Annotated in this window: 11 protein-coding genes; 6 read left to right on the plus strand and 5 right to left on the minus strand. The window is 76.0% G+C overall.

The window, feature by feature from the left end; translation table 11 throughout:
- The first annotated feature begins 65 nt into the window (after positions 1–65).
- Complete coding sequence (locus IE225_RS03665; RefSeq protein ID WP_190055827.1) at positions 66–1037, plus strand: NAD(P)-dependent oxidoreductase; 972 nt, start codon at positions 66–68, stop codon at positions 1035–1037.
- Between the two features lie 151 nt (positions 1038–1188).
- On the opposite strand, the gene IE225_RS03670 is transcribed toward IE225_RS03665, so the two are convergent.
- The 3 genes from IE225_RS03670 to cyaB form a co-directional block, all read right to left on the minus strand.
- Positions 1189–1833, minus strand: a complete 645-nt coding sequence (locus IE225_RS03670) for a class F sortase (RefSeq protein ID WP_190056093.1) — start codon at positions 1831–1833, stop codon at positions 1189–1191.
- Between the two features lie 180 nt (positions 1834–2013).
- On the minus strand, positions 2014–2535 hold the full coding sequence (locus tag IE225_RS03675) for a hypothetical protein (RefSeq protein WP_190055828.1): 522 nt from the start codon (positions 2533–2535) through the stop codon (positions 2014–2016).
- A gap of 358 nt (positions 2536–2893) precedes the next feature.
- Complete coding sequence (gene cyaB, locus IE225_RS03680; protein WP_190055829.1) at positions 2894–3448, minus strand: class IV adenylate cyclase; 555 nt, start codon at positions 3446–3448, stop codon at positions 2894–2896.
- A 443-nt stretch (positions 3449–3891) separates the two neighbouring features.
- On the opposite strand from cyaB, the gene IE225_RS03685 reads away from it, so the two are divergent.
- The 4 genes from IE225_RS03685 to IE225_RS03700 all read left to right on the plus strand — a co-directional run bounded on the left by IE225_RS03685 (position 3892) and on the right by IE225_RS03700 (position 6795).
- Positions 3892–5103, plus strand: a complete 1212-nt coding sequence (locus IE225_RS03685) for a helix-turn-helix domain-containing protein (protein ID WP_190056094.1) — start codon at positions 3892–3894, stop codon at positions 5101–5103.
- A gap of 123 nt (positions 5104–5226) precedes the next feature.
- Positions 5227–5613, plus strand: a complete 387-nt coding sequence (locus tag IE225_RS03690) for a DUF6415 family natural product biosynthesis protein (RefSeq protein WP_190055830.1) — start codon at positions 5227–5229, stop codon at positions 5611–5613.
- A gap of 445 nt (positions 5614–6058) precedes the next feature.
- Positions 6059–6385 (plus strand): divalent-cation tolerance protein CutA, encoded by a 327-nt coding sequence (gene cutA / locus IE225_RS03695; protein WP_190055831.1) that lies wholly within the window; start codon positions 6059–6061, stop codon positions 6383–6385.
- Complete coding sequence (locus IE225_RS03700; RefSeq protein ID WP_190055832.1) at positions 6382–6795, plus strand: gamma-glutamylcyclotransferase family protein; 414 nt, start codon at positions 6382–6384, stop codon at positions 6793–6795. The genes cutA and IE225_RS03700 overlap by 4 nt, the downstream gene beginning before the upstream one ends.
- Before the next feature lie 12 nt (positions 6796–6807).
- Here the strand turns inward: IE225_RS03700 and IE225_RS03705 are convergent, their stop codons facing one another.
- Together IE225_RS03705 and IE225_RS03710 are read right to left on the minus strand one after the other, a co-directional pair.
- Positions 6808–9153 carry a molybdopterin oxidoreductase family protein gene (locus tag IE225_RS03705; RefSeq protein WP_190055833.1) on the minus strand — a complete coding sequence of 782 codons (2346 nt, stop codon included), beginning with the start codon at positions 9151–9153 and terminating at the stop codon, positions 6808–6810.
- A 148-nt stretch (positions 9154–9301) separates the two neighbouring features.
- Positions 9302–9991, minus strand: a complete 690-nt coding sequence (locus tag IE225_RS03710; protein WP_190056095.1) for a SanA/YdcF family protein — start codon at positions 9989–9991, stop codon at positions 9302–9304.
- Between the two features lie 416 nt (positions 9992–10407).
- Here IE225_RS03710 and IE225_RS03715 point away from each other — a divergent pair, with 416 nt between their 5' ends.
- On the plus strand, positions 10408–11379 hold the full coding sequence (locus IE225_RS03715) for a sirohydrochlorin chelatase (RefSeq protein ID WP_190055834.1): 972 nt from the start codon (positions 10408–10410) through the stop codon (positions 11377–11379).
- Positions 11380–11421 lie beyond the last annotated feature (42 nt).

Raw genomic sequence — 11421 nt, forward strand, 5'->3', positions numbered from 1 at the left:
CCGCAGCCTCCGCCGCGGCCCCGCCCGGGTCCGCGGCGGCACACGACCGGAGGAAGATCGCAGACATGACCGACACCACCGACACCACCGACACCACCGAGACCACCGACACCACCGGCACGGGCGGCACGCCCGGCCCCCTCACCGTCGCCGTCCTCGGCACCGGCATCATGGGCGCCGCGATGGCCCGCAATCTGCTGCGCGCCGGGCACACCGTCCGCGCCTGGAACCGCACCCGCGCCAAGGCCGACCCGCTCGCCGCCGACGGCGCGCACGTGACCGCCACGCCCGAGGAGGCGGTACGGGACGCCGACGTCGTGCTGACCATGCTGTACGACGGCACCACGGCCCTGGAGGTCGTCCGGCAGGCCGCGCCCGCGCTGCGCCCGGGAACGGCGTGGGTGCAGTCGACCACCGCCGGCATCGAGGCCGTCGGCGAGCTGGCCGCCCTCGCCCGCGAGCACGGCCTGGTCTTCTACGACGCGCCCGTGCTCGGCACCAGGCAGCCCGCGGAGGACGGCACCCTCGTCGTGCTGGCCGCGGGCCCGGCCGAGGGCCGCGACCTGGTCACGCCGGTCTTCGACGCCGTCGGCGCGCGCACCCTCTGGATCGGTGAGGACGGCGCGTCGGCCGCCGCCACCCGCCTGAAGCTCGTCGCCAACAGCTGGGTGCTGGCGGTCAACGCGGCCACCGGCGAGGCCCTCGCCCTGGCCAAGGGCCTCGGCGTCGACCCGCGCGCCTTCCTCGACGCCATCGCCGGCGGCGCGCTCGACCTGGGCTACCTGCGCGCCAAGGCGGACGTCATCCTCGGCGGCCGCCTCACCCCGCCCAGCTTCGCGGTGACCACCGCCGCCAAGGACGCCCGCCTGATCGTGGACGCCGGCGCGCGCCACGGTGTGACGCTCGACGTGGCCGCCGCGAGCGCCGCGCGCCTGGAGCGGGCCGCCGAACAGGGCCACGGGGAGGAGGACATGGCCGCCGCCTACTTCGCGAGCTTCGCGAACCGCGCGGAGCCGGACGGCCGGCCCGCCGACTGACACCCCGTCACCGGACCCGACCGCATCCACCACCCGCCGACCCCTCCCCCCACGCAGCCGGAGGAGTCCGTGCCCAAGCCCCGCCGCCGCCTGAGGCCGCCGCACCGCTGAGCCGCCCCGACCCGTGTGTGGTGAGGCACCGGCCGGCGGCTCACCGGCTGCCGGTGAGGTGGGCGAAGACGACCACGTTGCCCCGGTAACCGGTGGCGCGGGAGTAGCCGCCGCCGCAGGTGATGACGCGCAGCTCGGGGCGGGGTGCGGCGCCGTAGACCTTGGCGTCGGGGAAGTGCCGGGCGTCGTAGACCTCCACGGCGTCCACCGTGAACACCGCGGTGCCGCCGTCGCGCCGGGTCACCTCGACGGCGTCGCCCCGCTTCAGGGCGCCGAGGGCGTAGAAGACGGCGGGACCGTCGGCGTTGTCGACGTGCCCGGCGACGATCGCGGTGCCCCGCTCGCCGGGGGTGGTGCCGGCCTCGTACCAGCCGGCGAGGTTCTTCCGCTCCGGCGGCGGCGCCTCCAGGCTGCCGCCGCGGGTCAGCCCCAGGCCCGTCAGGGGCGCGTCGACGCGGATCGCGGGGATGCGGATGCGCCGCGGCACGGACGGCGGCAGCGCGGCCGCGGCCGGCCGCTCGGCGTGCGGCTCGGCGTGTCCCTCGGCCGCGGCGGGCTGCGGCGGGGGGTGGGGGGTGGTGCCGTCGTGCAGCAGCCACACCCCGCAGAACAGGGCGAGCACACTGGCACCGGCTATGGCGGCGTCGCCGGCGGTGCGGGGGCCGCGGGGGCGCCGGCCGGCTATCCGGCCGCGGCCGCGGCCCGCCGGGGCGTCACCGGCGGGGGAGTGATTGCCGACCCTGCGCACGCGAGCCTCCCGTGGTTGGCCTGGGGCCCGGGCCCCCTCCGGGCCGCGAGGGGCGGTCGGACCCGGAGGGGGCGCGGGGACGTGCGGTACCGGCGGACGGGCAGCGGAGGGTGCCCGTCAGATCCCGTCGCCTCTCGCCCGGCGATGCAGGAGCCAGGTACCGCCCGCGGCGGCGACGGCCAGGGCCGCCACGCCCGCCGCGGTCCGCGCGGGGTCGGTGCCGAGCGCGCCGCCGACCCCCGTCCTCACACTGCCGCGCGGCTGCACCTGCCCGCGCACCGCGGTCAGCGTCACCACCAGGTCGCCGGTGACCCGGCGGTGCCGGCCCTCGGCGCACCGCGCGACGATCTCGTACGTGCCCTGCTGGGCGCTCTCCGGCACCCGGAACCGGCCGATGGCCTCGCCCTCGTGCGCGCTGGGCGCCAGCGGGAACGTCCCGGCGCCGACCGCGCCGGCGTCGCCGTCGGCGGTGCCGCCGCCGCACGCCGTCGTGGTCACCGTGACCTCGCCGCCGGGCGCCACGGAGGGCGGGGAGACCTCCAGGCCGCCGGTGTCCTGGGCGCACGCGGGCGCGGCGAGGCCGCCCGCGGCGGCGACGGCGAGCGCGGTGGCGGACAGCAGACGGGCGGGACGTCGCATCGGTGCTCCCTCGGGCTCGTCACCGGGACCGCGGCCCGCGGCACCCCTGTGCCGCCGGGTCGGCCGCACCCCGGCCCTTCCGAGGTAAGTGGCAGTACGGCACACCCGCTTGCTGACGCCATGTCAGAAATCGGGCCGCGTGGTGCCCGCGCCCCCGCTCTCGGGGGCGTTTCAGCAGGTCACCGGCGTGACGCGATGGCATCGGAGGGAAGTACCCGAACAGGCGACCGGACGCGGACGAACGGGTGACCGAGGCCGGCCGGGCTCCTCCCGGAGGCGATGAGCGCGGGGTGGGCCGCCGCCTCCCGGCCGGACAGGGCGGCGCATGAGCGGAACGGCCGGGAGACGGGCTCGCAGGTCACCGGCGCTGCGCGGCGACCGCGCCGGTGTACGTCTCCCGCGTCAGGTCCTTTGGGCCGATGCCCAGGTCCTCGAGGACCGCACGGATGTCGTCCAGGGCTGCGGTGACGTCCGCCTCGTCGACGCGTGTCTCGATTTCCAGGAAGGTGCCGTCGATCTCCGGGACGCGTACGAGAGTGGCGAGCATGTGCCGGCCGCGGGCCTCGAAGGAGTAATTCCGGCAGCGTTTCTCGAACGCGATGACGGGGACATGGCCCAGGCCGCGCAGAATCGCGTGCGCCTCGTCGGCGTCCGCGACGACCGTCTCGTGCTCCGGCTTGGACCCGGACGCCTCGTCGACCGCGGCGCCCTTGAAGGTCAGCACCGTGCGAGTGCTGTCCTGGCCGTGCACCGTGCGGACGCGCAGCTCCCGGTCGGCCTTCTCCAGCGACCCGTCGGGCCGGTCGTAGTAGGTGTCCCGGTACACCTCGACGCGGGCCGTCGCCCGCTCGTCGAGCCGCCGCATGACCGCCTCGGGCGCGTGCACGCGCGCCTTCAACTCCGCCTCGATCACGTGCCGTCCCCTTCTGCGTTCGGACCGTGCGCTCAGCCCCGTCGATGACCGCCTCGAACATGCGCCGGAACCCTCGGAACAGGAGTCCGCGCGGCGTCTCCCTCACCTTGCAGGCAACCGACCCGGCGGCACAGGGGTGCCGCGGGCCGCGGTCCCGGTGACGAGCCCGAGGGAGCACCGATGCGACGTCCCGCCCGTCCGCTGTCCGCCACCGCGCCCGCCCGGCCGTCGAGCCCAGCGGACCACAGGGCCGCCACCGCGGCCGAGGTCTCGACGGCCGAACGGATCTCGTCCCGGCGGCTTCCTGTGCCGCTTCGAGGGAGTGCACGGCCGATCCCCCACGCGAGAACGGTCTTGCCCCTACTCTGGCAGTGTCGAGCTGTTCAGAGAGGGGCAAGACGGTGTCGCTCAACGGTGGTGGCCCGGACCCGTACGCCGATCCGCTGAAGTTCGGCCAGAGGGTACAGATCCTGCGCGAACGCCGCGGCATGACTCAGACCCAGGTCGCCGATCTCCTCGGTATCTCGCCGCACACCTATCGCAAGATCGAGAACGGGCAGCAGAAGGCGCCCGGCCTGGAGACGGTGCTGCGCATCGCCGAAGTCCTCAGGGTGCGTGATCTGGCGGACCTCACGGGACGACCGGATACGCACGTGGATCTGTTCGTCGGGCCCGGCCATCCCAGGCTCGCCGCCGTCAAGGCCGCCATCGACGCGTTCCCGCTCACCACGAACGTCGAGCCGCCGCCCGTCGCGCACCTCGAAGCCCGGCTGCACGCCGCGTGGAAGGCGCGGCACGCGTCGAAGAACCACCGCGAGGCCATCGGCAGGCTGCTGCCGGACCTGATCCGGGACGCCCAGGCTCTCGTACGGTACGCCGACAGCGCTGTTGAACGGCGCCAGGCACAGGCGCTGCTCGCCCAGACGTACTCGCTGTCGCAGTTTTTCATCGCCTACCAGCCGGACTCGAGTCTGCTGTGGCGCGTCGCCGAACGCGGCATGGTCGCGGCCCAGGAGTCGGAGGATCCGCACACGATCGGCGTCGCCGCCTGGCTGCTGGCACAAGCCCACCGCGACTCGGGCCCCCGTCACTACGATGCCGCCGACGCCGTCAACCTCGAAGCCGTGCGCTACCTGGAGCCTCTGCTGCCCGACGCCGACGACGACATCCTCGCCATCGCCGGCGCCTTGGAGTTCGAGCTCGGCTACACCGCGGCACGCCGTCAGGAGACCGGTACGGCGTGGCGGCACTGGGACAAGGCGAACGACATGGCCGCCCGGTTGCCGGCCGACTACTATCACCCGGTCACGTCCTTCTCCCGCGCTGTGATGGGTGCTCACGCGGTCACGGTGGCCGTCGAGTTGCGGCAGGGCGGTGAGTCCGTGCGGCAGGCCACCAGGGCAGATGGGAACGTCATCAAGTCCCGCCCACGCCGCGCCCGGCACCGGATCGAAGAGGCCCGCGGCTACCACTTGGACAATCAACCCGACGTCGCCGTCGCGGCATTGGAGAAGGCATTCGAGGCCGCGCCCGAAACGATCCGGTACAACGGCTACGCCAAGGCAATCCTGCTGGAGGAAGCGGAGTCGACGCAGGCGCCCCGCCGCCGCAGGGCGGCCGAACTCGCGGGCAAAATCGGAATCCTCGCTGCCTGACAGTAGCGACCGGATTACGGTCGGCGGTCTGCTCCAGGCGCCCTTACGGTCGAAGAGTCGGACCCCGGCGAGGTGGTGAGACCTCCCGGGGCATGGCCAACGCTGACGAGGAGCGTCGACATCATGAACGCTACCGCCTCACCCCCTGCCGGAACAGCACAGGACTCCCGCCCGCCGGACATCGACACGATGCGCGCCACCGCGCGCCGCGCTTTCGCCGCCGGGCTCTCCGCTGACGATCTGTCCGCTGATGATCTGGACACGCTCGTGCCGGCGCTGCGCGGGCACGAGCGGTTGCTCATCCCCGAGGTCCAGCAGGCCGCGGAGCGGGCTCCGAAGGACAGCGTGCAGCGGCACTGCGCCCTGGCCTGCGTCGGTGACGCGCGCGGCAAGCTGCGGCTCGGGGACGGCCGCACGCCGGAGGTCCGCGTGGCCGTGGCGCAGAAGCTCGCCCGCTGCGTCAACGCCCTGTGCGACCACTACAAGACCCTGGGCGGCGGGCGGCCGTGAGAGCGGTCCCCGGCCTGGCCGCGTATGTGGCGGCCGTGACCGGCCCGGTCCTCGCCCTGGTGCTCGCGAGGACACCCCACTGACGCACCCCGGAGCGGCGCACTGACGCACCCCCATGGCGGCCGCTTCGGGTCAGGGCCGCACCCCGTATCCCCCTTCCGCCGGTGTTCCGGAAGACGCCGGCGGGAGGGGTTCCAGAGTGCCAGGCCAGCTTCGGCCTCCACCCCCGGACAGGTCGGGCCCGGGGCGGGCCCGGAGGCCGCAGGCAAGCGCAGGCAAGCCGCGCACGCGGAGTTCAAGGGGTATCGGCATGTCATGTCCATAGCTGGCATGTGCGGGTGTGTGAGGGGTGAGAATCGTTCCTGCGGGGCTTCGGTGAGGGCCGGACGAGAGCCCCGGCAGCGGTCGAGAGAGCCCGGCAGCGGCCGAGAGAGGGAGAGCGACCATGAGCGGGGCCGACTGGCTCACCGTCCTGACCACGACCGACGACCAGGGCAGGGCCGAGGCGCTGGCCCGCGGCGCGATCGAGGCGCGCGTGGCCGCCTGCGCGCAGGTCTCCGGGCCGGTCACCTCGGTCTACCGCTGGAAGGGCGAGGTGCGGACCGCCCCCGAGTGGCAGGTGCTGTTCAAGACGACGGGCGCCCGCTACGACGCCCTCGAGGCGTACCTGCGCGAGGCCCACGACTACGACACGCCCGAGATCATCGCCACGCCGATCGTGCGGGGCAGCGCCGACTACCTGCGGTGGCTGGAGGAGGAGACCGCCCCGTGACCCTGCCCTTCTTCGTCTACGGCACCCTGCGGCCCGGCGAGCCCCACCACGCCCTGTTCCTGCGCGGACGCACCGACGCCGAGGAGCCGGCCCGCCTCGCGGGGGCGGCGCTCTTCGACGGCCCCGGTTACCCGTACGCGGTCGAGGAGCCCGGCGCGGTGGTGTACGGGGAGCTGATCTCCGCGCGGCCGGCGGCGTACGGGGAGCTGCTGGCCGCCCTGGACCGGCTGGAGGGATACGTGCCCGGCGGCGCCCGCACCCTGTACGAGCGCGTCGAGCGGGACGTCCTGCGCGACCGGGACGGCGCGGCCGTACGGGCATGGGTGTACCTGGCCGCGCCGTCCGTCGCGGCGCGGCTGCGCACGGCGGGCAGGCGGATCGAGGGCGGGGACTGGCTCGCCCGGCGGTGAGCCCGGCCGGCCCTACCCCTCGCCGACCGCCTCCAGCCGCACCGCGCACGCCTTGAACTCCGGCATCCGGGACGTCGGGTCCAGCGCCGGGTTGGTCAGGGTGTTGGCGCGGCCCTCGCCCGGCCAGTGGAACGGCATGAACACGGTGTCGGGGCGGATGGCCGTGGTGATGCGGGCCGGGGCCACCGCCCGCCCCCGGCGCGAGACCACCGCCACCGGGTCGCCCTCGGCCGCCCCCAGCCGGGCCGCCAGCCGCGGGTGCAGCTCGACGAACGGGCCGGGCGCGGCGGCGTTCAGCTCGGCCACGCGGCGGGTCTGGGCGCCGGACTGGTACTGGGCGACCACCCGGCCGGTGGTCAGCAGCACCGGGTACTCCTCGTCCGGCTCCTCCGCGATCGCGCGGTGCGACACGGCCGCGAACCGGGCCCGGCCGTCCGGCGTGGCGAACCGGTCCAGGAACAGCCGCGGAGTACCCGGGTGCGCGGCGGCGGACGGGGCCTCGCGGGCGGGTGCCCGGGTGGACGCGGATGCGGCGGCGGGCGGGGCCTCGCGGGCGGGTACGGCGGACGGGTCCTCGTGGGCGGATGCGCCGGACGGGGCCTCGCGGGCGGGGTCGTCGGCGGGCACGTCCAGGCAGGCGTCCTCGCCGTCCCCGCAGTCCCTTCCGGCCCCGTCGGCCCCGCTGTCCCCGCCGTCCTCGGCCGGGATGGCCGGGGCGGCCGGGCAGGGCCAGAACACGCCGCCCTCCTCGGCCAGCCGGCGGTAGGTGATGCCGGAGTAGTCGGCGGGGCCGCCCGCACTGGCCCGGCGCAGCTCCTCGAACACCTCCTCCGGATCGGTGGGGAAGCCCTTCTCGACGCCGAGCCGGGCGGCGAGCCCGTGCAGCACCTCCAGGTCGCTGCGCACCCCGGGCGGCGGGGCGACGGCCTGCCGCCGCAGCAGCACCCGGCCCTCCAGGCTGGTGGTCGTGCCGGTCTCCTCGGCCCACTGCGCCACCGGCAGCACCACGTCCGCGAGCGCCGCCGTCTCCGACAGCACGACGTCGCACACGGCCAGGAAGTCCAGGGCGCGCAGCCGCTCTTCGACGTGCGCGGCGCGCGGCGCCGACACCACCGGGTTGGAACCCATCAGCAGCAGCGCGCGGATGTCGGTGCCGAGCGCGTCCAGCAGCTCGTAGGCGCTGCGCCCGGGCCCCGGCAGGCTGTCCGGGTCCACGCCCCACACCTTGGCCACGTGCCGCCGCGCCGCCGGGTCGGTCAGCTTGCGGTAGCCGGGCAACTGGTCAGCCTTCTGGCCGTGTTCGCGCCCGCCCTGCCCGTTGCCCTGCCCGGTCAGGCAGCCGTAGCCGGACAGCGGCCGGCCCGCACGGCCGGTGGCCAGGCACAGGTTGATCCACGCGCCGACCGTGTCGGTGCCCTGGGACTGCTGCTCGGGCCCGCGCGCGGTGAGCACCATGGCGTGCTCGGGCTCGCAGAACATCCTTACGGCCTCGCGCAGTTGGGGCACGGGCACGCCCGTGATCCGCTCCACCAGCTCCGGCCAGTGCGCCATCGCCGCGGCCCGGGCGTCCTCCCAGCCGGTGGTGCGCTCCTGGATGTAGGCGTCGTCCGTGCGGCCCTCGGCGATCACCAGGTGCAGCAGGCCCAGGGCGAGGGCCAGGTCGGTGCCGGGGCGGGGCGCGAGGTGCAGGTCGGCCTGCTCGGCCGTGCGGGTGCGGCGCGGGTCGATGACGATCAACGTGCCGCCGTTGTCCCGCAGTTCATTGAAGTAGCGCAGGGCCGGCGGCATGGTCTCGGCGAGGTTGGAGCCGACCAGGATCACGCAGCCCGTCTTCGGGATGTCCGCCAGCGGGAACGGCAGCCCCCGGTCCAGCCCGAACGCCCGGGTGCCGGCCGCCGCCGCGGACGACATGCAGAAGCGGCCGTTGTAGTCGATCTGCGAGGTGCCCAGCACCACGCGGGCGAACTTGCCCAGCAGGTACGCCTTCTCGTTCGTCAGCCCCCCGCCGCCGAACACCCCGCACGCGTCCGGCCCGTACCGCGCCCGCGTGCGCGCGAGCCCCTCGGCGATCCGGTCGAGCGCCTCGTCCCAGCCGGCGGGTACCAGCGTGCCGCCGGAGCGCACCAGCGGGGAGGTCAGGCGGACCCGGGAGGAGAGCACCGCCGGTGCCGTACGGCCCTTGCCGCACAGCGCGCCCCGGTTGACCGGGAAGTCCGCCCGTTCGACCACCTCGACCGTGCCGTCCGGCACGGGCACGAGGTTCATGCCGCACTGCAGGGCGCAGTAGGGGCAGTGGGTCGGGATCGGGGTCGGGGCGGGGGAGGGGGCGGAGGCAGGGGCCGTGACGGGGTTCTGCATGCCGCTCAGCGTGCGCCGGGCGTGTTACGCGCCGGGGCGCCGCCCGTTACGCGACCGGCACGGTGACCTCCCCGCCCGGCCGCCCGCGCCGTGAGGCGGACGCCAGGGAGAGAATCTCCCGCCTTCAAGCGGGAGAGGACTCACCGGTTCATCGCCGGGCCCCGGCCAGCGCCCGCGCCACGCCCGGCTCCTTCGGGCCGAGGAACGTCGGGTCGGGCCGCAGGAGGACGTCCAGGGCCGCCTTGCCCGCCGCGAACACCTCCCGCGTGCTGCCGTAGTACCAGGTGACGTCGTGCCGGTCGTCGACCCCGACGCCGTACGACGCCACGCCGGCCGCCCGGCACAGCGCGACCGCGCGCCGGATGTGGAAGCCCTGGCTGACGAGCACCGCCCGGTCCACGCCGAAGATCTTCTTCGCGCGCACGCAGGAGTCCCAGGTGTCGAAGCCGGCGTGGTCGCCGACGACGCGGGCGGAGGGGACGCCGTGCCGGACGAGGTAGCGGCGCATCGCATCCGGCTCGTCGTAGTCCTTGCGGCTGTTGTCGCCGGTGACGAGGACGACCCGCACCCGGCCGGCGCGGTACAGGGCCGCCGCCGCGTCCAGGCGGCGGGCGAGGTACGGCGACGGCTCGCCGTGCCACAGGCCCGCCCCGAAGACGACGGCGACGTCGGTGCGGGGCACGTCGGCCGCCGTGTACAGCCGGCCGGCGGTCGTCAGGCGCAGCCAGGTCGCCGGCAGCAGCGCCAGCACGCAGGCGAGCACCGCGGTCCGCACCAGGCGGCGCCGCCCGGCGCGGGTGCGCGGCAGCCGCGGCCGGCGGATCCGCGGCCGACGCACGTCCATGCCGTGTCCCTCCCGTCCCTCCCCCTGCTGCCCGACGGCCTCTCCCGGCCGCCGGGGCCGCCCGTACCGCCCGGCGCGGCCCGTCCGTACCGCCCGGCGCGGCTCGTCCGTACCGCCCGGCGCGGCTCGTCCGTACCGCCCGGCGCGGCTCGTCCGTACTGCCCGGTGACCCGGCCCGGATCTCTCGGATCTCCCGGATCCCCGGGTTCGCGCGGCCGTGTCCGACAGTCAGGGACGCCCGGCGGAGGCCGCCGGTTCACCGCGGCGGGCGTGACCGGCCTCACGCCCGCCGCCGTCGCCGCGGCCCGCACCGTCCCTCACACCGCCCGCCCGCCCCGCGGTGAACCCGCGGAAAACACCCGTGACGCCCGCGCAACGGCCCGGCAACGTGCCGCGCCGACCATCGGTGCATGACGGTGCCGAAACCCCCGCACGACGACTTCCCGCCCGGTCCCGGCGGCCCGCTGCCCGGCGATATCCACTTCGACGGCACGGCGCAGCCCGTGCACCACTTCGACAGGACGGCGCAGCTCGTGAACCACCTCGACGGCACGGCCCAGCCCGTGAACCGCGCCGGCAGCCGGCCCGCCGCCCGGCCCGCCACCCGGCCCGGCCCCGTCGCGCACGGTGGTCGGCACCGCCCCGCGCCCCCGGCGCTCGTCCTGGTCGCGCACGGCAGCCGCGACCCGCGCGCCCTGCGCACCGTACGGGCGCTCGTGAACCGCGTCCGCGCGCTGCGGCCCGCCCTGCCGGTCCACCTCGGGCACATCGAGCTGAACGAGCCGCTGCTGCCGGACACCCTGGCCGCCCTCGGCGGCGCGGGGGCCGTCCTGGTGCCGTTGTTGTTCGGCCGCGGCCACCACGTCAAGCGGGACATCCCGGAGGCGGTGGCCGCGGCCGGGGCCCGTGCGCGCGTGGCCGCGCCGCTCGGCCCGCACCCGCTCCTGGTGGAGGCCCTGCACGCCCGCCTCACCGAGGCCGGCTGGCCCCCGGTCCCGGACGACGCCGCGCGCCGCACGAGCGCGGTCGTGCTCGCCGCCGCCGGCTCGCGCGACCCCGAGTCGCGGGCCGGTACCCGCCGCACCGCCGCCCTGCTGGCCGAACGCCTCGGCGTGCCGGTCCTCGCGGCCTACGCCTCCGCCGCCGTGCCCACCGTCGCGGACGCCGTCGGCGCCCTGGCCGCCCGCGGCCGCCACCGGGTCGCCGTCGCCTCCTGCTTCACCGCGCCGGGCCGCTTCGCCACGCAGTGCGCGCGGGCGGCCCCCTGGATCGCCTCCGCCCCCCTCGGCCCCCACCCGGCGCTGGCCCGCCTGGTCCTGCACCGCTACGACGAGACGGTGGCCGCCGCGGCCGCCCCCCGACCGGCCCTGACGCCGGCCTGAGACGCCCGGCGGCCGCGGGACGGCCGCGGGCGGGACGCGGGA

The organism is Streptomyces echinoruber, from assembly GCF_014651135.1.
Lineage (GTDB): Bacteria > Actinomycetota > Actinomycetes > Streptomycetales > Streptomycetaceae > Streptomyces > Streptomyces echinoruber.